Origin of the sequence: uncultured Xanthomarina sp. (assembly GCF_963971605.1) — a bacterium.
GTDB lineage: Bacteria > Bacteroidota > Bacteroidia > Flavobacteriales > Flavobacteriaceae > Xanthomarina > Xanthomarina gelatinilytica.
Genome location: NZ_CAXATZ010000002.1, coordinates 98478 through 121992, shown reverse-complemented (window position 1 = coordinate 121992; position 23515 = coordinate 98478). Strand labels below are relative to the sequence as shown.

General features: G+C 35.7%; 21 protein-coding genes. 7 read left to right on the top strand and 14 right to left on the bottom strand.

Annotated features, from left to right (window positions below; all coding sequences use genetic code 11):
• Positions 1–102: 102 nt before the first annotated feature.
• The 8 genes from AACY93_RS01660 to AACY93_RS01625 form a co-directional block, all read right to left on the bottom strand.
• The gene (locus tag AACY93_RS01660) at positions 103–1374 is read right to left on the bottom strand and encodes an adenylosuccinate synthase (protein WP_286853396.1); all 1272 of its coding nucleotides are present in this window, start codon (positions 1372–1374) and stop codon (positions 103–105) included.
• An 11-nt stretch (positions 1375–1385) separates the two neighbouring features.
• Positions 1386–1838, bottom strand: a complete 453-nt coding sequence (locus AACY93_RS01655) for a transcriptional repressor (protein ID WP_007650243.1) — start codon at positions 1836–1838, stop codon at positions 1386–1388.
• Positions 1839–1864: 26 nt separating this feature from the next.
• The gene (locus AACY93_RS01650) at positions 1865–4078 is read right to left on the bottom strand and encodes a RelA/SpoT family protein (RefSeq protein ID WP_286853397.1); all 2214 of its coding nucleotides are present in this window, start codon (positions 4076–4078) and stop codon (positions 1865–1867) included.
• 159 nt (positions 4079–4237) lie between these two features.
• On the bottom strand, positions 4238–5476 hold the full coding sequence (locus AACY93_RS01645) for a M48 family metallopeptidase (protein ID WP_286853398.1): 1239 nt from the start codon (positions 5474–5476) through the stop codon (positions 4238–4240).
• Between the two features lie 98 nt (positions 5477–5574).
• The gene (locus AACY93_RS01640; RefSeq protein ID WP_286853399.1) at positions 5575–6369 is read right to left on the bottom strand and encodes an RNA methyltransferase; all 795 of its coding nucleotides are present in this window, start codon (positions 6367–6369) and stop codon (positions 5575–5577) included.
• Positions 6370–6397: 28 nt separating this feature from the next.
• Positions 6398–7702, bottom strand: coding sequence for an amidohydrolase family protein (locus AACY93_RS01635; protein WP_286853400.1), 1305 nt, complete (start codon positions 7700–7702; stop codon positions 6398–6400).
• A gap of 12 nt (positions 7703–7714) precedes the next feature.
• Positions 7715–10699, bottom strand: coding sequence for an amidohydrolase family protein (locus AACY93_RS01630; RefSeq protein WP_286853401.1), 2985 nt, complete (start codon positions 10697–10699; stop codon positions 7715–7717).
• Between the two features lie 177 nt (positions 10700–10876).
• Complete coding sequence (locus AACY93_RS01625) at positions 10877–11944, bottom strand: DUF3810 domain-containing protein (RefSeq protein WP_286853402.1); 1068 nt, start codon at positions 11942–11944, stop codon at positions 10877–10879.
• Positions 11945–12017: 73 nt separating this feature from the next.
• On the opposite strand from AACY93_RS01625, the gene AACY93_RS01620 reads away from it, so the two are divergent.
• Positions 12018–13475, top strand: a complete 1458-nt coding sequence (locus tag AACY93_RS01620) for an aminoacyl-histidine dipeptidase (RefSeq protein ID WP_339610908.1) — start codon at positions 12018–12020, stop codon at positions 13473–13475.
• A gap of 96 nt (positions 13476–13571) precedes the next feature.
• Here AACY93_RS01620 and AACY93_RS01615 read toward each other — a convergent pair whose 3' ends face one another.
• From AACY93_RS01615 to AACY93_RS01605, 3 genes are all read right to left on the bottom strand, one after another.
• Positions 13572–14711, bottom strand: a complete 1140-nt coding sequence (locus AACY93_RS01615) for a peptidylprolyl isomerase (RefSeq protein ID WP_286853404.1) — start codon at positions 14709–14711, stop codon at positions 13572–13574.
• Positions 14712–14787: 76 nt separating this feature from the next.
• A complete protein-coding gene (gene gldI, locus AACY93_RS01610) occupies positions 14788–15324 on the bottom strand; it encodes a gliding motility-associated peptidyl-prolyl isomerase GldI (protein WP_286853405.1) in 537 nt (178 codons plus the stop codon).
• The gene (locus tag AACY93_RS01605; RefSeq protein ID WP_286853406.1) at positions 15317–16336 is read right to left on the bottom strand and encodes a bifunctional oligoribonuclease/PAP phosphatase NrnA; all 1020 of its coding nucleotides are present in this window, start codon (positions 16334–16336) and stop codon (positions 15317–15319) included. Before AACY93_RS01605 ends, gldI begins: the two co-directional genes overlap by 8 nt.
• A gap of 90 nt (positions 16337–16426) precedes the next feature.
• On the opposite strand from AACY93_RS01605, the gene AACY93_RS01600 reads away from it, so the two are divergent.
• Both AACY93_RS01600 and AACY93_RS01595 read left to right on the top strand, forming a co-directional pair.
• Complete coding sequence (locus AACY93_RS01600) at positions 16427–16846, top strand: nucleoside-diphosphate kinase (protein ID WP_007650258.1); 420 nt, start codon at positions 16427–16429, stop codon at positions 16844–16846.
• Between the two features lie 91 nt (positions 16847–16937).
• Positions 16938–19481: a M4 family metallopeptidase gene (locus AACY93_RS01595; protein WP_286853407.1), complete on the top strand. Its 2544-nt coding sequence runs from the start codon at positions 16938–16940 to the stop codon at positions 19479–19481.
• A gap of 69 nt (positions 19482–19550) precedes the next feature.
• Here the strand turns inward: AACY93_RS01595 and AACY93_RS01590 are convergent, their stop codons facing one another.
• The 3 genes from AACY93_RS01590 to recF form a co-directional block, all read right to left on the bottom strand.
• On the bottom strand, positions 19551–19847 hold the full coding sequence (locus AACY93_RS01590) for a DUF721 domain-containing protein (protein ID WP_007650262.1): 297 nt from the start codon (positions 19845–19847) through the stop codon (positions 19551–19553).
• 29 nt (positions 19848–19876) lie between these two features.
• On the bottom strand, positions 19877–20302 hold the full coding sequence (locus AACY93_RS01585) for a hypothetical protein (protein WP_040492101.1): 426 nt from the start codon (positions 20300–20302) through the stop codon (positions 19877–19879).
• 101 nt (positions 20303–20403) lie between these two features.
• Positions 20404–21483, bottom strand: coding sequence for a DNA replication and repair protein RecF (gene recF, locus AACY93_RS01580; RefSeq protein WP_007650266.1), 1080 nt, complete (start codon positions 21481–21483; stop codon positions 20404–20406).
• A 131-nt stretch (positions 21484–21614) separates the two neighbouring features.
• Between recF and AACY93_RS01575 the strand changes: the two genes are divergently transcribed.
• The 4 genes from AACY93_RS01575 to AACY93_RS01560 are packed head-to-tail and all read left to right on the top strand — an operon-like array spanning position 21615 to position 23515.
• A complete protein-coding gene (locus AACY93_RS01575; RefSeq protein ID WP_007650268.1) occupies positions 21615–22385 on the top strand; it encodes a tetratricopeptide repeat protein in 771 nt (256 codons plus the stop codon).
• A gap of 1 nt (position 22386) precedes the next feature.
• Positions 22387–22878, top strand: a complete 492-nt coding sequence (ribH, locus tag AACY93_RS01570) for a 6,7-dimethyl-8-ribityllumazine synthase (protein WP_007650269.1) — start codon at positions 22387–22389, stop codon at positions 22876–22878.
• A 59-nt stretch (positions 22879–22937) separates the two neighbouring features.
• Entirely contained in the window at positions 22938–23231 is a 294-nt protein-coding gene (locus AACY93_RS01565; protein WP_339610901.1) for a hypothetical protein, read from the top strand.
• 8 nt (positions 23232–23239) lie between these two features.
• Positions 23240–23515 carry a hypothetical protein gene (locus AACY93_RS01560; RefSeq protein ID WP_007650273.1) on the top strand — a complete coding sequence of 92 codons (276 nt, stop codon included), beginning with the start codon at positions 23240–23242 and terminating at the stop codon, positions 23513–23515.

Sequence of the window (23515 nt, the reverse complement as noted above, 5' to 3'; positions counted from 1 at the left end):
AATTACTTGACAGGTTTTGTTTTATGGGATTCTCTGCCTGTTGGCAGACAAGTTCACTTTGTTCTGAAAGAGACATAAACTGTGCTCAGTGCAAGCAAGTTGTTACCTAAAAATAGTTTGTTTTCTATCTGGTCCTACAGAAACCACATAGATTGGTATTTCCAGTTCTTTTTCCAAAAAATCTATATAAGCGTTCAATTCTTTAGGGAATTGGGAGGCTTCTGTCATCTTGGTTAGATCTTCTTTCCACCCTTTAAATTCTGTATAGATAGGTTGGATGTTTTCTGGTTCAATATTATATGGTAAATGAGTGATGGTGTCGCCTTTATAGTTGTAAGCAGTACAGACCTTTAAAGTTTCAAAACCAGAAAGGACATCGCCTTTCATCATCATTAATTTAGTAACACCATTAACTTGGCAAGCGTATTTTAATGCAACCAAATCCAACCAGCCACAACGTCTTGGACGTCCAGTAACAGCTCCAAATTCGTTTCCTACTTTAGCCATTTTTAAACCTACCTCATCAAATAACTCTGTTGGAAATGGACCGGAGCCAACACGTGTTGTATATGCTTTAAAAATACCATACACGTCGCTAATTTGGTTAGGCGCCACGCCCAAACCTGTACAAGCTCCAGCAGCTGTTGTGTTGCTAGATGTAACAAATGGATAAGTACCAAAATCAATGTCCAATAAGGAGCCTTGAGCGCCTTCGGCTAGAATGGTTTTCCCAGCTTTTTGTGCTTGGTACAAATATTCCTCTGAGTCTATAAATTGCAAAGATTTTAAAACTTTTACAGCTTCAAAAAACTCCACTTCCATTTCCTCTAAATCGTACTGAAGATCTACATTGTAGAATTTTATCATGGCTTCGTGCTTATCTGCCAAAGCACGATATTTTTCTTTCCAATCTGATAATTCCAAATCACCTACACGAATTCCATTTCTTCCTGTTTTGTCCATATAGGTTGGGCCAATTCCCTTAAGGGTTGAACCAATTTTAGCTTTTCCTTTTGAGGCTTCACTGGCAGCATCCAACAATCTATGTGTTGGCAGAATTACATGTGCTTTTCTGGAAATAATGAGTTTCTTTTTATAATCGATATCAAATTGGTCCAATCCTTCCAATTCTTTGGCAAAGACCACTGGGTCTATCACCACGCCATTACCAATAACATTTATGGATTCTTTGTGGAAAATTCCTGAAGGAATGGTTCTTAAAACATGTTTTATGCCATCAAACTCAAGTGTGTGTCCTGCATTAGGGCCACCTTGAAAGCGAGCAATAATATTGTAATTGGAAGTAAGAACATCAACAATTTTTCCTTTGCCTTCGTCTCCCCATTGTAGTCCTAGTAGTAAATCTACTGCCATTTTAAAATAAGTTATTTAGTTGTTTTTCTGTTGCCGTAAAAGTAGAGTGAATGGTTTTTGATTTCTATATCAAAAACTTCTTCAATTGTTTTTTTTATGCTTTGTATTCTTGGATCGCAAAACTCAATCACTTCGCCTGTGTCTGTTAAGATCACGTGGTCGTGTTGTTTGTCGAAATAGGATTTTTCATAATGTGCCTGATTTTGACCAAACTGATGTTTTCTGACCAAGCCACATTCCAATAGCAATTCTATGGTATTGTAAAGCGTGGCGCGAGAGACGCGATATTTTTTGTTTTTCATACTAAGGTATAAAGACTCAATATCAAAATGCTCTTCGCTATTGTAGATTTCTTGTAAAATGGCATAACGCTCAGGTGTTTTACGATGGCTTTTTTCTTCCAAAAAAGCTGTAAACACGTTTTTTACAATTTCCTGATTTTTTGTATCTGTTTTTAAGCTCATAATCTGTGGCAAATTTACATTAATTTTTAAACTCTGGAGACTTTATCGATACCATTAATTTTTTTCAGGTTCTCCATAAGCTTTTTTAATAAGGTATTGTTTTTGACAATCACATTTATTTTACCAGAAAAAATACCATCATCACTTTGAAAACTCAGGCTTTTCATGTTCACGTGCATGTTTGAGGAAATAATTTTTGTGATTTCGTTTACCAAGCCCAAATTATCAATGCCTGAAAGGATGATTTGAGCTGCAAACTCTTGTTGCGATGAATCAACCCATTTGGCAGTCATGATTCTGTATGCATAATTGGACTGTAAGCTTACAGCATTTGGGCAGTTTTTTTTATGTACTTTCAAACCATCATTAATGGTTAAAAAGCCAAAAACAGGATCACCAGGAATTGGGTTGCAGCAGTTGGCAAATTTATAATCCAATTTCTCTTCTTCTTTGCCAAATACCAATAAATCGTATTTGGAGGTTATCTCATCTTTATCCAGCTCTTCTTTGGTAAGGGTTGGTTTCCTGGAGATTTTATTCTTAATATAGCTCATGAACGCATTGCTTCTGGATGAAGCAAATTCTTTAAGCATGGTGTTGTCTATGGTTCCTATGCCAACTCTATAAAATAAATCCAGGCTGGTTTTAAGTTTAAAGTAATTTACCAACTCATTAACCGATTTTTCGTTCAAAACAATTTTTAATTGTTTCAATTTTCTTCGAAGAATCTCTTTGCCGTCTTCGGCAATTATTTTTTTGTCTTCCTTTAAAGCAGATTTAATTTTGCTTCTAGCTTTGGCAGTGGTGGCATAATCCAACCAGTTGGAATTGGGTTTGGCCGTTTCTGATGTTAAAATGTCTACACGATCCCCACTTTTCAATTCGTGACTTAAAGGAACCAATTTTCCGTTTACTTTGGCACCACGTGTCTTCATACCAACTTCGGTATGGATGCTAAAGGCAAAATCCAATGGAGAAGCTCCTTTTGGCAAGGATTTTAGTTCGCCTTTAGGAGTAAAAACAAATATTTCTTTGGAATAGAGGTTAAGTTTAAACTGCTCCACAAAATCCACAGCGTTGGTTTCATGGTTTTCCAAAGCTTCCTGTAGTTTGGCAATCCAACTGTCCAAACTGTCGTCTTTTTCATTTCCTTCTTTGTATTTATAGTGTGCAGCAAAACCTTTTTCGGCAATTTCGTTCATTCGTTCACTTCTTATCTGCACTTCAACCCATCGTCCCTTTGGCCCCACAACAGTAATGTGTAAGGCTTCATAACCAGTAGATTTGGGGGAGGAAATCCAATCTCGAAGTCTGGTGGGATTGGGCCTAAAATGGTCTGTTACTATGGAATAAATTTTCCACGCCAGGAATTTTTCGTTTTCAGGTTCGCTTTTATAAATAATCCTAACAGCAAACTTATCATAAACTTCATCAAAAGAAACACCTTGGTTCTGCATTTTCCTTCTAATGGAAAAAATGGATTTTGGTCTACCTTTTATGTCATATTCCAACTGCTCTTTGTCCAAAGAGGTTTTAATAACATTTGTAAACTCATTAATATAGGCGTCTTGTTCTTCTTTGCTTTCTTTAATTTTTGTTAAAATATCCTTGTAAACTTCGGGTTCTGTATATTTTAAACCTAAATCTTCCAATTCGGTTTTAATGTTGTAAAGTCCAATTCTATGAGCCAAAGGCGCGTAGATGTATAATGTTTCCGATGCAATCTTCACCTGTTTGTCTGAACGCATGGATTCCATGGTCTGCATGTTATGGAGCCTGTCGGCAATTTTTATGATTATTACCCTCACATCATCATTAAGGGTAAGCAACATGCGCCTGAAATTTTCAGCTTGAAGGGACACGTCCATTTCGGTGTCCAAAGATGAGATTTTGGTTAAACCATCAACTATTTTTGCAACGGTTTCCCCAAACAATTGTTCAATGTCTGCAATGGTATAATCATCGTTATCCTCTACCACATCATGTAAAAGCGCAGCAGCAATGGATGTGGCATCCATGCCAATTTCCTGTGCCACAATTTTGGCAACAGCAATAGGATGGAAGATATAAGCTTCGCCAGATTTCCTGCGTTGGTCTTTGTGTGCATCTACAGCTACGTCAAAGGCTTTTCTGATAAGTTTTTTATCGTCGCCTGAAAGTGTTCTGTAACTCACACGAAGCAATTCTTTGTAAGCTTGTGTAATGGCAGCATTTTCCTGTTCTAGCTCTAATTCTGTCATAGACTTAAAAATAGTATAATCAAAGCGAATTTACAACCCTTTTGCTTTTTGCAACTGAAGGAATGGTAAGATTCTAAATCTGTGTGAATTTTTATATAAATATAAGATGTTTCACGTTTTTTATTTCATAAAAACAAGAAAAGTTTCATGAATTGAAATTTAAGCCTTTAATTTTAAATTTTTAATTCTTTCCAATAAGGTAGGATGCGAATAGTGCACAAAAACATAGGCTTTATGTGGTGTTAAATTGCTCAAGCTGTTTTTAGAGAGTTTTTTTAAAGAGCTTATTAAAGGCTGGGCTTTATAGGTTTTTTTGGCGTAATTGTCTGCTTGGTATTCAAAGGTTCTGGAAATCCAATTCATGATTAAACTGGTGACTTCTGAAATAGGCGCATACAATAACCCAAAAGCAATAAGCCCAATATGAAAACTGGGGATGTCTACTCCCAAAGCATGTGAGAGCAATGGATTTGATATGAAAATAGACAAGATATAAAGAGTTAATCCCGTTAGTATAATAGAAGCTGTTAAGTTGAAAATGATGTGTTTTTTCTTGTAATGACCAACTTCATGGGCAAGTACAGCCACAATTTCCTCGTCTTCCAAATCGTTTATTAAGGTATCAAAAAGGGTAACACGTTTTTCACTGCCAAAACCTGAGAAATAGGCGTTGGCCTTGGTGCTTCGTTTGGAACCATCTATGACAAAAATTTTATCTAATTTAAAACCCACGGAATTGGCATAGTTTGAAATTTTGTCTCGCAATCCACCAGCATCCAAAGGGGTTTGTTTGTTAAATAATGGTACAATCAGCTTGGCGTAGAACATGTTCATAATGATGGTAAAAACAGTTGTTAAAGCCCAAGCATAAAGCCAGAAATTGTCGCCAGAGAACTGATAAAACCAAATAATAAGTGCCAATATACCTCCACCTAAAAAAACCATCATAAGCCAGCCTTTAATTTTATCCATCAAAAAGGTTTTTTTAGTGGTTTTATTAAAACCAAAACGCTCTTCTATAACAAAAGTCCTATAGTAAGAAAATGGCGTGGAGAGGATATCGCTTCCAATCATTATTATGCCGAAGAATATAAGCGCAATTATAATTGGGCTTTCAGAATAGCTTCTTGCAATGTTGTCCACATATTCAAACCCATCAAGAAATAGGAAAACAAGTGTTAATACTAATGAAAACGTAGAAGTTAAGAGTCCGAATCTGTAATTGGTCTTTTTATAGGCTTGAGATTTTTTGTATTCAGTTTCATCATACACATCTTGAAGCTCATGGGGAATAGGGTCATTAAAATGCTTGGCGTTTAAAGCGTCCAGGACTTTGTCAATAATAAAATTTACTATTAATATGGCTAGGATAACATAGAATAAAGTTGTAGCTGTCATAAAAAAAAATAAAAATTCAAATATTTAAAGTACTTAATTCGAAATTATAAAGTGGCTAGGTTGGAATTTAGATTTTGTGATTTGTTTATAGCGAATTTTCATAGAAAATTTCGTTGTCTTTTGGCTTCAAAAATAAGGATTCCGGCTGCAACCGATACATTCATGGAATCAATTTCACCTTGCATGGGAATAATGATGTTTTGGTTGGAATGTGCTAACCATTCATCACTAAGACCACAGGCTTCTGTACCAACAACCAAAGCAGTGGCTTTAGTGAAATCTTGCGTGTGGTAATCTTGACTGGCCTGTAAGGCCGCACAATATATGGATACATTGTTTTCTTTTAAAAACTGAATGATTTCTAATGTTGTACCCGTGGCAATGTTATTTGTGAAAACACAACCAACACTGGAACGTATAATGTTTGGGTTGTATAAATCGGTTTTAGGATTTGCAATAATTACAGCATCTACATTGGCTGCATCGGCAGTACGTAACAGGGCTCCAATGTTTCCTGGTTTTTCAGGAGCTTCGGCCACTAAAATTAATGGGTTTTTAGTTTTAAAGTTTAAATGTTTTAGAGTACATACTTTAGTTTTTGCTATGGCAATAACACCTTCGGTTGTTGCTCTGTGCGCCAATTTTTGGTATACCTCTTTAGAAATTTCAATAATGTTTTTAGGTGTTGCATTGAACCGGTTAAGCTGAGATTCTGGAAATAAAGCTGGATAGAATAACAAAGTGTCTATAACATATCCTCCTTTTATTGCTAACCCAATTTCGCGAACCCCTTCAATTAAAAACAAACCAGATTTTTTACGTTCCCTGGATTTTTCTTTAAGCTGAATAAGGTTTTTTATATAGCTGTTCTGGGTGCTGGTTATTTCTTTCATAATTATATCTATGTCAAAAATATATTTGTTATTGGTTCTTGTATTTGTCCCAATAGCGTTTAGCCAATTCTGTTTGGTGGGTTTCTAAACTGATATCGCGTCCTTGAATATAGGCTTTCAATAATACATTGGTACGCATATCCAAAGCATCACCTTCACTAATAAACAAGGTAGCATCCTTTCCAGGCTCCAAAGTTCCACAGAAACTATCTATGCCTAGAATTTTTGCTGTGTTAGATGAAATTAGCATTAACGCCTCTTCCTTACTTAAACCATAAGCCACACAGGTTCCGGCATAAAACGGAAGGTTGCGTGTGTTCATGCGTTCCATCCTTCCATTTGCCTGTAAGGCAACCAATACCCCTTGGTCCACCAATAATTTGGCAGATTTAAAAGGAAGATCGTAGTCATCGTCGTCACTTTCAGGTCTGCTATGGACACGGTTTAAAATAACGGGAATGTTATTCTGTTTTAATAAATCACCTACTTTGTATGCTTGGTAACCACCAACAATAACCATTTTTACGTTGTTTTTTTTAGAAAAATCAATGGCATCTATAATGCCTTTTTCATCATCCACATGAACATAAAGCTTTTGTGAGCCCTCAAGAATTCCAGATAAACCTTCGTATTGTAAGTTTTTAATAGGTTTGTCTCCAGAGAGGTATGCTCTAGAAGACGCAAAAAAGGTATTTAATTTGTTTAATTCTTCCTGGTAATTTTTGTTTGGTTTTAATACGGCAGGTTCGCCTAGCCACCAGCGTCCTTTTGAGAAGGCGTTGGGCCAGTTTAAGTGAACACCATCATCTACTTTAATGGCTGCATCTTCCCAATTCCAGGCATCAAACTGAACAATAGATGAGGTTCCTGAAATACGACTTCCCTGTGGTACAATCTGTGCCATTAAAACACCATTGGGCCTCATGGATTCTACAATCTTGGACTCTGCGTTATAGGCAATTAAACTACGAATATTGGGATTCATGAATCCAATTTCATCGCTGTCCTGGGTTGCACGTACAGCATCTATCTCCACTAATCCTAAAGTTGAATTTGGAGCAATAAAGCCCGGATATACGTGTTTTCCTTGGGCATTAATAATCTCCATACCATCTGTATTTGTGCTTCCATTATTGGCGCTTACCGATTGAATTTTTCCATTTGTAAATGTAATGATACTATTTTCAATAAGCTCACCGTTACCAATATGAGCAGTTGCACCAATTATAGCAATTCCCATTGTTTGTTTTGGAGCTGGAGTTTGTTGGGCCTGAAGTAGTTGGCTTGTTACTAAAAAACAGGCAATAAGTATATGTAGTTTTGTTGTATTCATTTTTTTTAGTTTTTAGTTAACAGTATCGCAATGAAATGTTTCGTCTTCTTTCTTTTCAATGGAACGTGTTTTTGATCCTTTGTTTTTTGCTTGTAACATCATTGTTATTAACTCGTTTTTCTCTTTTTTCATAGCTTTTCTCATCTGTTCGTCCCTATTTATATCAAAATATACGATACCATCAATAATGGTTTTTTCTGCCTTGGCATAAATAGATAAGGGATGGTCCGTCCATAAAACAAGATCGGCATCTTTTCCTGTCTTAATACTTCCTACACGATGGTCAATATGTAAGAGTTTTGCTGGATTTAGAGTTACAAATTTCCAAGCGTCTTCTTCGCTTACATTTCCATATTTTACCGATTTAGCAGCTTCTTGATTTAATCGTCTGGACATTTCGGCATCGTCACTATTAATGGCGGTTACAACACCTTGACTGTGCATAATGGCTGCATTTTGAGGAATGGCGTCGTTAACCTCGTATTTGTAGGCCCACCAATCGCTAAATGTTGAGCCACCAACCCCATGTGCTTTCATTTTATCGGCTACTTTATAACCTTCTAAAATATGTGTGAAGGTATTGATGTTAAAATTGAATTTCTCTGCAACCTTCATGAGCATGTTGATTTCGCTTTGAACATAGGAATGGCAGGTAACATAGCGTTCTTGATTTAAAATTTCAACTAAAACCTCCATTTCCAAATCTTTACGGTATGGTTTGCCACTTTTCTTTTTAGCTTCATAGGCTTTAGCTTGGGAAAAATAATCGATATATATTTGTTCCACTCCCATTCGCGTTTGCGGGAAACGTGTTTTTGCAAAACTTCCCCAATTGGACTGTTTTACATTTTCGCCCAAGGCAAACTTGATAAATTTTGGGGGATTTTTATATAATAAATTATCTGCCGATTCGCCCCATTTTAATTTTATTATTGCAGAACGCCCACCAATAGGATTGGCAGATCCATGTAGAATTTGAATGGAAGTTACACCACCTGCCAAGTTTCTGTAAATATCCACATCTTCGGGATCGATAACGTCTTCAATACTCACTTCTGCTGTAGAGTTTTGACCCGCTTCATTTACTGCAGCAGTGGCTATATGAGAATGTTCATCTATTATGCCAGTTGTTAAATGTTTGCCTGTGGCATCTATAACTTTAGCATTTCCAGAATTTAAGTTTTTCCCAATTTTAGCAATTTTACCGTCTTTTATTAAGACATCGGTTTCTTTTAATATGCCTTCAGTTTCATTGGTCCAAACAGTTGCATTTTTAAATAGGAGAGTTTCCTGTTTTGGCAATTCAGAAAAGCCATAGGCTTCATTGGGATAGGTAATTGGGTAAATTTTTACCTCATTGTTTAAGCTATCTCTGTCTTTTTTCAAGGACTCTTTTTCATTTTTTAAGTGTGCTTCGTCTTTAATCTTTATCGCATAAAACCTGGTTTCACTACCATTTGGTAGTATGGCCAGACCATTAAAATTTTCAGTGGAAAGCACTTTTGAGTTTAATCGAATAAAATCTTGCTTGGTGGAATCTGCCTTTGAAATAATTAAATTCATCCAATCACCATTCATTGTAATTTCTGATTTTAGCTTTGTTGAATCTATAGTGACTTTTGATTTTGGCTTGTCTATTTTCCCTGAAATGGAAACGTGATATTTTTGTCCTGCTATGTTAAAATTATAAGCACCGCGAATATCTGTTGCCAGCATGGGTGTTATTTCATGTCTATCGCCTATTACCCAGTTTTCATATAATGTGGTTTCTTTATCAAAAACATCTCCTGAGGTTATTAAAAAGTTTGCTAAATAACCAGCTTTTAATTTACCTAGACTATTTTCCTTTCCTAATGTTTTTGCAGGAACAGTGGTTAATGCTTCTAGAGCGGCTTGTTTGTCGTAGCCATATTCTATAGCTTTGAGCAAGTGGTCTTTAAATTCTTTTGGAGACTCTAAATTATGTGTGGTTAGAGCGAAAGGAATTTCGTTCTCGTGCATCACCTTCGGATTTGAAGGTCTTTGGTTCCATTCCCTCAGGTCCGATAAATCGATATTTTGCGAAAGAAAAGGGTCCTCTACGTTAAAGGCATCGGGAAAGTTTAGAGGTACAATAAACGTTGCATTTGTGGCTTTAATTTCCTTGATCATCTCATATTCGTCTCCACCGGCTACCATAACATATTGGGTGTTAAATTCATCTCCAACCTTATCAAAACGCAGAGCATTCATTTTACTGCCAGCATCCAAAAATTGCACTAAGGATTTATTGTTGTTAAATGCCTCTAAGGAAAGGTCTGTATCTTCAGATTGGCCATTTGCATACCATGTGGCATCGTAATTCACCTGTTTTAATAAAGCTATGGTTCCCATTAAGGAGGTTGGATAGGCTTGATTGGACGTAACACTTTTTTTGGTAGAATAATACTGTCCAGAACGATTGTCTAAAATCCTGGAGGCATCACTTGAATTTGGTGCCAAAGCAATTAAACTTCCCGTACCTTGAATGATTCCATCTGGAACATGCGTGTTTACAATGCCAAATCCTGCTTTTCTTAATTCAGTTGCCGCATTAGAATCAAATTTAAAATGTGCTATGGCATTTTGTTCAGGCATAATATGGTCGTTCCAATAATAGCCTTCACGTGAAGCATCGTATTGTGGAGAGTTCGATTTATTAGCTTTTTTAGGTTTTTCAATTCCAAAATCAGAATAGATTTCTATAAAGGAAGGATAAATGGTTTTTCCGGTGAGGTCATGAATAACCGTGTTATTAGGAATGTCTACATTTGTCCCAGAAGCAACAATCTTGGTATCTTTTATTAATAAGGTTGCATTTTGAATAACTTCAGAGGGTGTTACATAAATAGTGGCATGGGTGAAAGCAACATAGTTAGAATTTTCATTCTTCACACCATCGTTTTTTGGAAAATGCTTTTGTGCCGAAACAACTAAACTGCACAAAACAAAAACGGGAATTAAATATTTTTTAATCATATCTGTTGGTTAGGGATTTTAAAAGCTAAATATATAGTTAAATGGTTATGGTTAAAACTGAAATAGGATTTTTAACATTTGTGTTTTTTATTTAGAAACATTTATTAAAAGGATAAGAATAACAAAGCCTTTTCTCATAGGATGAACGTTTCTTTAAGATTAAAAAAATATAAACCATTACAGTGCTTCATTATTAAAATAATTCACTATTAAAGCCACGACATAACTGTAGCTTTTCATGCCATCTACTTGGTTGTTGGCAATTAAATAACTGTTGTACGTGCTTTTAAACAAGGGTTCTGCTGGATTTTGATGATTGTCCCAAAAATCCTGAACTTCCTGATAATTTTTTAAAATACCTTTGTTTATGGTTTTTAAGGTTTTAAAATATAACTTGTTGTCACGTTTGTAGATTTCCAACAAACAATGTTTCAATAAAAAGGTGTAGCCACTGTAATTAAAATACGTATCCTTATGGTTAATAGCTGCCAAACCACCTATAAAATTAGCTTCGTTTTCCTTTGCATAACCTAATTGATGTGCCACTTCATGAGAAGCAACCACTGGAAACCTATAAGGAACAATTAATCCGTTTATCTGGGCCTCGTTGGTTAACGGATTTAAATAGCCACTAAATCCCATATATGTTAAGGGCAAGCTAAACAATGATTTTTTTAAACTTTTAGGATGATATTCCAAATGTGGAAATTCTTTCTGTAAAGCTTCAAAACCTTCAGGGACCATCTTTAAAATGTTATTTTTGCTGTATGGAAGATCTATTTTTAAGGAATCGTTTTTAGCTAATTGCCCATGTAGGGCATTCGATTTTTCAATAAGCATTTGAGTAACAGAAAGAAGTTGCTCAGTTGAATAATCTGCTTCCAGCCCCAAACTTTCGTGTAGAGGCAACCTGTGGTAATTCATGGCCCAAAATATATGAAACGCCAGGTAAATGATGGAGATGGCTGCAAATACCTCTATCAACCAATATTTGGTGTCCTTAACAATCCGTCTTCGGTTTGCAACAAGCCACTTTATTATATAAATGATGGCAAAACCATAAAACACATCTCCAAAGGAAAACGGAATCCAGCCTAAAGTAAACCGGAACAAGCTAGAAATAACAGGGTATATGCCCAAACTGTAATAAGTTTCAACCACTTCAGGGAATTGCTTTAGGAGTTTCACTATTAGGAACAATGGAACTATGGAAAAGGCTATGTATGGTTTTGGGTTCTTGAACATCTTTCAAAAATAATCAAATGTTTTAATACTCTATAAGATATAAGTACCTTTGTATAACTTTTAAAATATACATATGAATTCAGAAATTAGAAACCTGGAACCAAAACAACTTTGGAATAAATTTGCCGATTTAAACGCTGTGCCTAGAGCCTCTAAAAAAGAAGCGCAAGTGATTGCGTTTATGAAAGATTTTGGTAAAAAGCTGAACTTGGAAACCATAGAGGATGAGGTAGGGAACGTGATTATAAAAAAACCTGCCACACCAGGAATGGAAGATCGGGAAACGATTGTTATGCAATCTCATTTGGATATGGTGCACCAAAAAAATGCTGATACTCATTTTGATTTTGAAACACAAGGAATCGAGATGTATGTAGATGGCGATTGGGTTCGTGCAAAAGGCACAACCCTTGGTGCAGACAATGGATTGGGCGTTGCAACCATTATGGCTATTTTGGAAAGTACAGATATTCCTCATCCAGCCATTGAAGCGTTGTTTACCATAGACGAAGAAACAGGCATGACAGGAGCTATGGGTTTAAAAGGGGGTTTGCTTGAAGGCAAAATACTTTTGAATTTAGATACAGAAGAAGATGATGAAATAGGAGTTGGATGTGCAGGAGGAGTAGATGTAACAGCAACCAGATCCTATAAGGAAGAAGAAACACCAGAATTTAAAATAGGGTTTTCTGTAACAGTAAAAGGCTTGCAAGGAGGACATTCAGGAATGCAAATCCATGAAGGGTTGGGTAATGCCAATAAAATCCTAAACCGTTTGTTGTTTGACGGTTTCGAGAATTTTGGCTTGCGTATCTCTGAAATAGATGGAGGTAGTTTAAGAAACGCCATTCCTAGAGAAAGCAAAGCTTTTGTGGCCATTCATGAAGAGGCTTTTAAAGCTGAAATGGCAGAGCTTGCCAACGAGATTAAAGCAGAGCTTAAAACCATGGAACCAGATATGGAAATTGTGATTTCTAACATTGAAACACCAAAAAAAGTTATGGATTTGGGAGTTCAAGAAGGTCTAACCAGAGCTTTGTATGCTGCACTGAATGGCGTATATAGAATGAGTGCAGATATTCCAGATTTGGTAGAAACATCCAATAATATTGCTAGGGTTATTGTAAAAGACGGACAGGTTAAAATAGCCTGTTTAACACGTTCATCTGTTGAAAGTTCTAAATGGGACTTAGCCAATATGCTTCGTGCCACGTTTGAATTAACTGGTTGCGAAGTTGAATTTTCTGGAGATTATCCTGGTTGGAAACCTAATATGGATTCGGCTATTTTAAAAGTGTTGGACAATTTATATGAAAAAATGAATGGACAAAAAGCACATGTGGCTGCTTGTCATGCTGGATTGGAGTGTGGTATTCTTGGACAGAATTATCCAGAGATGGACATGATTAGTTTTGGGCCAAACATTAAAGGTGCACATTCTCCAGACGAAAGAGCGCAAATATCTTCAGCTCAAAAATACTGGAAGTTTGTGTTAGAAATTTTGAAGCAGATTCCTAAAAAACAAAACTAGATACCCGCAAACAATAAACCACAATTCCACAAATACATATTATTTGTGGAATTGTGGTTTATTTATTTTTTGTTAAAAATTTAAGCTTATAAGCTATTATTCAGCTAATCCAACAATTTCAAGATCGAAAACCAAGTTACTGTTTGGAGGAATTGGTCCCATACCATTTGCTCCATAACCAAGATAACTAGGAATAAATACACGTGCTTTATCGCCTACATTCATATTAAGCATTGCTTCTCTAAATCCTGGAACCAGACTTGCAGTTTCGTTATAAATCATAGGGAACGGTTTGTAGCCTCCTTGGGCATCACGTTGTTCGCTATACACATTGTTTTCTTTGGCAACTTCTGCCCAAGAGGTGTCGAATAAGCGGCCATCTTCAAAATAACCAGCATAGTTAACCAAAACTTTTTGTGCCGAAGTAGGTTTAACGGCAGCTTCGTCTTGCTTGGTGAAAATCATGACCACTCCAGTATCTAACTTTTTAACTGTGCCACCCAAATCAGCATTTTTTGTTATAAAGTTATCTGCAGCAGCTTTGGCATTTTCTTTAAGTTTTTGGTTTTCTTCTTCTTTTAGTTGTTTTTGTCTTTCTTCAACTTTAGGCAACTCATCAGTATAAACTTTGGCTGCATCAAATGATTCAGCTTCTTGTCCTTTTCTAATAATGTTAATGGTTTCAATAACAACAGGATCCACCGGTTTGTTGTTCCCTTGACTAACAGCTACATTGGAAATACTGTCCTGTACATCCAAACCAATAACCAATTCGCCAAAAACGGCATGTCTGTTATCTAAATTTGGGGTAGGCACTTCAGTGATAAAAAACTGACTTCCATTGGTTGCTGGTCCCGAGTTGGCCATGGATAAAACACCTGGTTTATCGTGTTTTAAATCAGGATGGAATTCATCTAAAAAACGGTAGCCTGGATTACCAGCACCAGAGCCTGTTGGGTCGCCTCCTTGGATCATAAATTTGTCTATAACCCTGTGGAAAGTTGTCCCATCATAATATCTTTTTCCTTTTAAGGAATCAGGAAGCTTAGGGTGTGTGCCATCTACCAAAGCCACAAAATTAGCCACTGTTACAGGGACTTCCTTGTAATGTAACTTAGCGACCATAATCCCTTTGTTGGTAACGAATTCAGCATAAAGGCCATCTTCCAAATCTGGGTATTTTTGCTGTTCGCAAGAGGTAAAACTTACCAAAAGTGCAAGAAATAAAATTTTCATAGTATGTTTTAAAATGTTCATGAGTAATTAATTTTTCTGTTGTAAAAATAGTGTTTTTTGGAAATTATCTTTGAGGTTATTTATCTATAATGGAGTTTACTGAGACTTCACATTTAATAGGCACATTGATGCCAATTTTATTTTCATCTCCATAATATCCATAAGCTTTTTGCGATGGAAACATGAATGTTACGGTTTCCCCAGATTTCATAAGTTTTAATCCTTCCCTAAGACCAGAAAACAATTCTTGCTTATCCATAACATAAGTTTGGGGCTTTAGGTCTTCTTTGGAATAAATAATGTCGTCTGTTAATGTTTTAATGTTGTAATTAAAAGTAACAATATCCCCAAAATCTGGAGACATTAGGCTGTCGGCTTGTTTGACATTGTAATAATACCAAAACCCGTTTTCTGAAGCAATGTATTCCTGTTCAGGATTTTCTGACATGATTTTTTTAATATAGGCTTGCTCGCGTTCATTTAATTTAATGTTTCTCTCCACAGATGCATCAATAAAAGATCCGGATTTGGAAGATACAGGTCTTCTTGCTTCAGGCGATTTACAGGCCACAAAAAGCAAAGCACATATTAATAAGGCAATTATTCTACTCATTGTTTAGGGCGTTTTTATAGCTTGGTAAGATACTAATAAAATTTTCAACTGTAGATTTTAAATCCAAATTGCTTTTTCCTCCGGCAGCATTGGTGTGTCCACCACCTTCAAAATGAGCTCTGGAAAATTCGTTGACCGAAAAACTTCCTTTAGAGCGTAACGAGATTTTTATAATGTTATTTTGCGTGTCTTCAATAAAAATAGCTGCAAATATGATGTTGTTCAGGGAAAGGCCATAATTAACAAAACCTTCTGTGTCTCCTTTCTTGAAATTATATTCGTTTAACTCGTCTTGAGACAAGGTAATGTAAGCTGTTCTGAATTCCGGTAAGACCTTTAGGTTGCTTAACGCACGTCCTAAAAGCTGTAGGCGTTCGTAACTGTTATTGTCGAATATTTGATTGTAAATCTCGGAATGATTGGCGCCTTTATCTATTAAATATCCCGCAACCTCATGGGTTTTACTTGTTGTGGATGGAAACCTAAAAGAGCCTGTGTCTGTTAATATGCCAGCGTACAAACAGCTTGCAATGGCTTCGTTTATAAGGTTTTTGTCCCCAAGCATATCTATGAAATTGTAAACCATCTCGCAAGTAGAGCTCATACTAACATCAGAATAGCTGTAAACAGCATAATTTTCTGGTTGTTGATGATGGTCTATCATGATTTTAATGGCGTCACTAGCGCTTAAAGCGTCTTCCATGTCGCCAGTTCTATTTAGGGCATTAAAATCCAAAGTAAAAATAATATCTGCTTTGGCAATAAGCATGTCGCTTGGTTCTTTTTGCGAATCGTATTTTAAAATTTTAGGTTCTTCAGGCATCCATTTTAAAAAATCAGGATAATCGTTTGGAGCAATAACCGTTGCCTGGTGCTTGTGTTTTAAAAGATAATGGTATAAACCAAGTGTAGAGCCAATGGCGTCTCCATCTGGGTTTTTATGAGGTACAATAACAATTTGTTTGGGAGTTGCTAAAAGCTGTTTTATGTTTTTTATATCGTCTTTTTTCATAGGCAACGAAGATACAATTTTTTAATATTGGTTTTTGTGGTTTTTATAATGAAATACCTTACTTTTGCACCCAAATTAAAAAAAAATTAAATGGCAACTAACAGAACATTTACAATGCTTAAGCCAGATGCAGTTGAAAAAGGACACATTGGCGCAATCTTAGAAAAAATAAATGCTTCAGGTTTTAGAATCGTAGCAATGAAATTAACACAAATGACAAAAGCAGATGCAGAAGCGTTTTATGCAATTCACAGTGAAAGACCATTCTTTGGTGAGTTGGTAGAATACATGACTCGTGGTCCTATTGTGGCTGCTATTTTGGAAAAAGAAAATGCAGTTGAAGATTTTAGAACATTGATTGGTGCTACAAATCCTGCAGATGCTGCCGAAGGAACCATAAGAAAACTTTATGCTGCTTCTATTGGTGAAAATGCCGTTCATGGAAGTGATAGTGATGAAAATGCTGCCATTGAAGGTGCTTTTCATTTTTCTGGAAGAGAAATGTTTTAAGTAAAACAATCCCAATACATTATAAAAAAGCCTGAAAATTCAATATTTCAGGCTTTTTTATTTTAAATTCGTCCAACCTAAATATTAACTAATGAAAAAAACTATCATCCTTTTGCTTGGTTTTCTGTTGTTTAGCCCTATGGCTTTTTCACAACAAATGCTAAAAGCAATCAAGCAATTGAAAACGGAAACCAACGCGCACATTACTGTAAACTCTAATGGCGTTGCTGAATTTATTAAATTTCCAACAAATCAACCTTTAGATTTGGATGGACTTACCATTCAAGCCAAAACAGTATCTTTTTTGCAAACCCATAAAGATTTATTTCCGTTTGAAACCATTGAAAATACGTTCCTTCTTGGAACAGTTAAAGTGGATGTTCATGGGTTCAAGCACTTAACTTTAACACAACATAAAAACAACGTACCAGTATTTGATGGTCAATTGCGTTTTCATTTTAATACCAACAATCAATTAACAGCCATTAACGGAAATTATATTCCCAATATAAAAAACAATACCAATCCTGTTATTACTCCATCAGAAGCAAGTAACATTGCCATAGAAACTGTGACTAAACAGGACAAAAACCATTCTGGAGTAACATTGTTCGCTTTTGATACCATTTTATATTTGTTTCAAGAGGGATTGATAGACAATTCCTTTGGGGCTACACAATTGGTTTATGAAGTTGAGGTTAGAAACGATGCAGATGTTAGGGAATATGTGTATGTAAATGCACATTCTGGTAACATTACAGAGCAATTTACAGGAATGGCGCATGCTATGGATAGAATTGTTTATGAGAACAACACCTCAAACATTGTTTGGCAAGAAGGAGATGCATTTCCAGGAACTTTAAACATTTGGCAAAGAAATGAAGTTGAGGCCTCTGGACATGTTTACAATTTTTTCAATAACGCTTTTGGATATGTATCTTACAATGGTGCAGATGCTCAAATGAGAACCATAAATAACAACCCAAATGTGTCTTGTCCCAATGCCAATTGGAATGGTGTGACGGCTAATTATTGCAACGGAACAGCTTCTGATGACGTGATTGCACACGAATGGGGACATGCCTATACAGAATACACAAGTGGGTTGATTTATGCGTATCAATCTGGTGCTATGAACGAAGCTTTTTCTGATATTTGGGGAGAAACAGTAGATTTGTTGAACAATTATCAAGATGCTGATGATGACCATTCATTAAGGACAGCTTGTAACAGTTCAGACAGATGGCGAATGGGAGAAGATGCCACAGCTTTTGGTGGAGCCATAAGAGATATGTGGAATCCTCCTTGTAATGGAGACCCAGGAAAATTAACAGATGGACAATTTTATTGTGGTGAAGGAGATGGAGGAGGAGTTCATTCAAACTCTGGGATTCCTAACCATGCTTATGCACTTTTGGTTGATGGTGGAACTTATAATGGGCAAACCATTACTGGTATTGGCTTTACCAAAGCAGCACATATATTCTGGAGGGCTCAAAGCGATTATTTAACTGCTACCAGCGATTTTTACTCTCTGGCAGATGCCTTAGAAGCATCTTGTACAGATTTATTTGGTATTAATTTGGAAGGCTTGAGCACAGGAGCTCCTGTAGGTCTTTCCGGTGAAATTATCACTGCTTCCGATTTTAATGAACTTTATAAGGTGCTTTTGGCTGTGGAACTGCGCAACGACGATATTTGTGGCTACGAGCCAATTCTCTCAGCAGTAGCAGACCCTTGTGATGCTGCTACTATGGCTCCAATATTTTTTGAAGATTGGGAATCTGGTTTAAACAATTGGACGGTTTCACAAATCGCATCAAATCCTGGAACCTGGGAGTCTAGGGATTGGGCTGTAGTTTCCAGTTTGCCGGACGGAAGAACAGGTCAGGCTGTTTTTGGAGTCGATCCTATAAATGGAAATTGCACCACATCTTTACAAAACGGTATTTTAAGATTGGAAAGTCCTGTAATTACCATCCCTAATCAGTTAACGGGAACCTTTGAGATGACTTTTATGCACTATGTCTCTACAGAAGCAAGTTGGGATGGAACCAATATAAAATACAGTTTGGATGGAAACACCTGGACACTACTTCCGGCAAGTGCGTTTACAGCCAATGGTTATAACGGTTTTATAAACAATAATGGGAACGACAACCCTTTGGCAGGTGAAGAAGCGTTTACAGGTTCAGATGGTGGTTCTACTTCAGGGAGTTGGGGAAGAAGCTATATAGATTTATCTGGTTTGGGAGTTGTTGCCAATTCTACCATTCAATTTAGGTTTGAGGTTGGAACAGATGGTTGTAATGGTCGTGAAGGTTGGTATATTGATGACATTTCGGTTTACAACTGCGAAATGAGCCTTTCTGTTGCAGATTTTGAAAGCTTACATAACAGTATCAAAGTGTATCCAAACCCTTCAAACGGAGTTTACACACTTAAAAATGTAAACAATATCGAATTGGTAAAAGCAGATATTTTCGATATTAATGGCCGATTGATTAAAACTATCAACGTGTCTAATGGACAGCAACTTCAAGCTGTCCATATCACAGAAGTTACAGCAGGCATTTACTTTATGAATGTACATGCTAAAGATGCGACTCAAGTGATTAAGCTTGTAAAGCAGTAAACATATTTCCTATTCTTTATAAAAAAGCCTTGTAAACAGAACTTACAAGGCTTTTTTTTATCGGTTTTATTAGCGTAAAACCAGTTTTTTTATTACTTCTTTACCAAGGGATTCGTTTAACATGGCGATAATTTTTGCTTTTCCATAACTCAGTTCTTCCCTTAAAACACTGGAGCTTAATTGCACGTAAAGCGTATCGTTTTTAAGTTGTATGTCTGTTGTGTAATTGTTTACACCATTTCCCATCATGTCCCGCCAAGTATCTTGAACGTTTACAACATCCAAGCCATGTTCAAGTTTGTTGGTTTCAACAAATTCCTTTAATGCATCTGCAATGCTAATATGTTCGTTATTTCGTTTTGCCATGTTGTCTTTCAGTGAAAATGGAAATCATTTTAATTAGTAATGTCTATTGGAACAAATTTCTTGTATAAAAATACGGCCTTATTCTTGTTTATAACTTTTAGCTGGTCTTTAGTTGCCATTAAAACAGTTTCTTTCCAACTGTCAAAAGGGGTTTTGTAATACAAATTTAAGCTGTCGTTTTCAATTTTTATGGTGAATTGTTCCGAATCTTTAGAAGTTTCAAAGGTGCCATCGAAAACAGGTTTTAATTTTAGCCTGAAACCTGCTAAACTATCAGAGATTTCGATATAATCTACTGTGTCGTTATAAGTGTATTTTTTTTCTGTTCCATCTGCCATTGTCACTTGATCAATTTCCCAATATCCTTCCAAGTGTTCTATGTATGTTTCTGGGTTTTTCGCACAACTGTTCAGTAACAGAAGGCTAAAGATGAGTAAAAAATATTTTGAATTCATTAGTTTCAAGTGTTAAGAATTATATTTTTTAAATTTTAATTTGTCTGTCTTCCAGCAAGGTATGGAATTTGTAATTTTTCTCATCCCTCGTTCCTTTTTGGTTACAATTTAAATATTTCATACGATTGATGCACTTGTTTTACAGCATTTTCGGTTCTATCGGCATGGGTATCACTAATAAACAATTGACCAAAATTTTTGTCGTCAACCAATTTAATAATTTGAGAGACCCTGTTTTCGTCCAGTTTGTCAAAAATATCATCCAATAGTAAAATAGGATTCACACCACTTTGTGCTTTAATAAAATCGAATTGCGCCAACTTTAAAGCAATTAAAAAAGACTTTTGCTGTCCTTGACTTCCAAATTTTTTAATGGGATGATTGTCAATTTCAAAAACCAAGTCGTCTTTGTGTATTCCCACACTGGTGTATTGTAGCGCCTTGTCTTTGTTGATATTGGCCTTTAAGAGCGATTCTAGTTTGTCTTCTTTTAAATCGCTGTTGTAAATTAAATTTACAGGTTCGTTACCATTGCTTATAGCTTTATAGCGTTCTTTGAAAATAGGGATGAAAGTTTCTAAAAAAACTTCCCTTTTTTCAAAAATAACCTGACCATAGGTGTCCAATTGTTTGTTGTAAATGCCCAAAGTGTCTGCATTGAACGTATTGTTTAGAGCAAAATATTTTAATAAGGAATTTCGCTGAACAAGAATTTTGTTGTAATTTATTAAATGGTCCAGATAGTTTTTATCGCTTTGCGAAATCACGCTGTCAATAAATTTTCTTCTAGTGGTGCTGCCTTCAATAATTAAATCCCTATCAGCTGGCGAAATAATAACCAAAGGTAAAAAACCAATATGGTCGCTAAATCTATCATATACTTTATTGTTGCGTTTTATTACTTTTTTCTGACCTTTTTTTAAGCTTACTGCAATCTTTTCGGTTTTGCCGTCTTTTTCATAATCGCCATTTATTACAAAAAAACTTTCATGATGCTTGATGTTTTGGGAAGCTATGGGATTAAAATAACTTTTTCCAAAGGACAAATGATAAATGGCATCCAGTACATTGGTTTTTCCAACACCATTGTTTCCTACAAAACAATTAATCCTGTCGTTAAACTCAAAAGACTGACTTTCAAAATTTTTATAGTTTAATAAAGAAAGCGATTTTAAAATCATAAAAAACTAACTTAAATATGGTTTTGAATTTTTAAAAGAATAAGTTGTGCAAATTATTGAAAAATAACAAATAAATAGGCTTTTATATATGAAGAAAAATCATATTTTTGCCACGCATTAATTTAAAATATATGGCAACTTACAAGAAAAGAGGATACAAACCGACAACGAAAGAAGAAAAAGAGCATGATATTGTTGATCACTCTACAACAGCTGAAGTTTTTAACACATTAGACGAATCTGCTTCTAAAACAGAAGATTGGGTTATTGCCAATCAAAAATACATTTTCGTGATTATAGGTGTTGTTGCTGCTGTGGTTTTAGGTTATTTAGGTTACAACGAGTTTATAGCAAAACCTAAGCAAAGTGAAGCTATGAACGAAATGTTCCAAGCCCAAAAATATTTTAACCAAGCTGTAAATGGAACCGAAAAAGACTCCTTGTATACATTGGCCTTAAATGGAGGTGAAGGAAAATTAGGAATGTTGGACATAGCTTCTGAATACAGTGGCACTCCTGCAGCTAATTTAGCAAACTATTATGCTGGAATGGCTTATTTGAATTTAAAAGACTATAAAAATGCGGTTACTTATTTAAGTGATTTCTCCAGTGACGATTTGGTTTTAGCACCTATGGCTAAAGGAAGTATTGGTGATGCCTTTGTGCAGTTAAACCAACCTGAAGATGCCTTGGACTACTACGAGCAAGCTGCCAAAATGAGAAAGAACGATTTTACAACTCCTTTGTATTTATATAAAGCAGGCGTTATTGCCATGGAACTTGGAAAAGCAGACAAAGCACTTACGTATTTTAACGATATCAAAGAAAACTATGCGTCTTCTACCGAAGCAACAAACATAGATGTGTTTATAGGTAAAGCACGCGTGTTGGCAAATAAATAACATGGCAACAGAAAATAAAAATTTATCAGATTACGATAAAGCTACAATCCCAAACGCGAATGATTTTCGGTTTGGGATTGTTGTTTCAGAATGGAACGAATCCATAACAGAAGGCCTGTTTCATGGAGCTTACCAAGCTTTAATGGAAAACGAAGTCTCTTCGAAAAATATCTTGCGATGGAATGTACCTGGAAGCTACGAGCTTATTTATGGATGCAAAAAAATGCAAGAAACAGGCGTAGATGCCGTTATTGCCATTGGGAGTGTGATTCAAGGGGAAACCAAGCATTTCGACTTTGTTTGTGAGGCCGTTTCACAAGGGATAAAAGACCTAAATGTTTTACACGATGTTCCTGTTATTTTTTGTGTGTTAACCGATAATAACCTGCAACAAGCCATAGATCGTTCTGGTGGCAAACATGGCAACAAGGGAACAGAAGCTGCCATTGCTGCCATTAAAATGGCAGCTCTAAACAAAAACTCCAAGTCCTAGGTTTTTACATTTCAATAAAAGGTCTGTCGAGGAAAAGTAAACGTATTTTCAAGTTTTGAATGTTAACAATTTTTGGCATTTCAAAGCCTGTTTTTCTTCCATTTTTAAGTATTTTTGAAAGATATCAAAGGATTATAATCGTGGCATTTTCCAAAAAGCACAGACAATTTAACATCAAGCCTAAATATCAAAACGCAACCGACGAAAGTCAAGAGCAAGATATTCAGTCAAAATGGCACGAATTAAAACAATCAAGAACACGAAAGAAAAGTATTTTAACCTCACCATGGTATATGGTCTTGTTTTTGATAGCTGTATTGGTACTTTGGTATTATTTAAGTGGTTATGAATAGCAGATAGTATGGGGATTTTTAAAACAAGAAAAAATAAAACGTATAGTTATACTCCTAGACATTACAAAGGGGAAGGCAATCCGTATGAAATAAAACATAAGTTCGACGATTTTAGAACGACTGTGGGAAGCAACAAAGGATTGAAAAACAAATTGGTTACAGCATTAAATGACTATAAGCACAATCAAAATCAATCGGCAAATAAACGGGTTTTGATTATTATAGGAATTTTAATTTTAATCTTCCTGTTCATTATTGAATTCGATTTATCCATATTCTTTTAA

Excerpts from the sequence above, each read along its gene's own strand:
- recF (WP_007650266.1), bottom strand. The coding sequence starts at position 21,483 with ATGATTTTAAAATCGCTTTCTTTATTAAACTATAAAAATTTTGAAAGT.
- AACY93_RS01640 (WP_286853399.1), bottom strand. The coding sequence starts at position 6,369 with ATGAAAGAAATAACCAGCACCCAGAACAGCTATATAAAAAACCTTATT.
- AACY93_RS01660 (WP_286853396.1), bottom strand. The coding sequence starts at position 1,374 with ATGGCAGTAGATTTACTACTAGGACTACAATGGGGAGACGAAGGCAAA.
- AACY93_RS01585 (WP_040492101.1), bottom strand. The coding sequence starts at position 20,302 with ATGAATTCAAAATATTTTTTACTCATCTTTAGCCTTCTGTTACTGAAC.
- AACY93_RS01560 (WP_007650273.1), top strand. The coding sequence starts at position 23,240 with ATGGGGATTTTTAAAACAAGAAAAAATAAAACGTATAGTTATACTCCT.
- AACY93_RS01605 (WP_286853406.1), bottom strand. The coding sequence starts at position 16,336 with ATGAAAAAAGACGATATAAAAAACATAAAACAGCTTTTAGCAACTCCC.
- AACY93_RS01590 (WP_007650262.1), bottom strand. The coding sequence starts at position 19,847 with ATGGCAAAACGAAATAACGAACATATTAGCATTGCAGATGCATTAAAG.
- AACY93_RS01650 (WP_286853397.1), bottom strand. The coding sequence starts at position 4,078 with ATGACAGAATTAGAGCTAGAACAGGAAAATGCTGCCATTACACAAGCT.
- AACY93_RS01565 (WP_339610901.1), top strand. The coding sequence starts at position 22,938 with ATGTTAACAATTTTTGGCATTTCAAAGCCTGTTTTTCTTCCATTTTTA.
- AACY93_RS01645 (WP_286853398.1), bottom strand. The coding sequence starts at position 5,476 with ATGACAGCTACAACTTTATTCTATGTTATCCTAGCCATATTAATAGTA.
- AACY93_RS01630 (WP_286853401.1), bottom strand. The coding sequence starts at position 10,699 with ATGATTAAAAAATATTTAATTCCCGTTTTTGTTTTGTGCAGTTTAGTT.
- AACY93_RS01620 (WP_339610908.1), top strand. The coding sequence starts at position 12,018 with ATGAATTCAGAAATTAGAAACCTGGAACCAAAACAACTTTGGAATAAA.
- AACY93_RS01595 (WP_286853407.1), top strand. The coding sequence starts at position 16,938 with ATGAAAAAAACTATCATCCTTTTGCTTGGTTTTCTGTTGTTTAGCCCT.
- AACY93_RS01600 (WP_007650258.1), top strand. The coding sequence starts at position 16,427 with ATGGCAACTAACAGAACATTTACAATGCTTAAGCCAGATGCAGTTGAA.
- AACY93_RS01655 (WP_007650243.1), bottom strand. The coding sequence starts at position 1,838 with ATGAGCTTAAAAACAGATACAAAAAATCAGGAAATTGTAAAAAACGTG.
- AACY93_RS01625 (WP_286853402.1), bottom strand. The coding sequence starts at position 11,944 with ATGTTCAAGAACCCAAAACCATACATAGCCTTTTCCATAGTTCCATTG.
- ribH (WP_007650269.1), top strand. The coding sequence starts at position 22,387 with ATGGCAACAGAAAATAAAAATTTATCAGATTACGATAAAGCTACAATC.
- AACY93_RS01575 (WP_007650268.1), top strand. The coding sequence starts at position 21,615 with ATGGCAACTTACAAGAAAAGAGGATACAAACCGACAACGAAAGAAGAA.
- gldI (WP_286853405.1), bottom strand. The coding sequence starts at position 15,324 with ATGAGTAGAATAATTGCCTTATTAATATGTGCTTTGCTTTTTGTGGCC.
- AACY93_RS01615 (WP_286853404.1), bottom strand. The coding sequence starts at position 14,711 with ATGAAAATTTTATTTCTTGCACTTTTGGTAAGTTTTACCTCTTGCGAA.
- AACY93_RS01635 (WP_286853400.1), bottom strand. The coding sequence starts at position 7,702 with ATGAATACAACAAAACTACATATACTTATTGCCTGTTTTTTAGTAACA.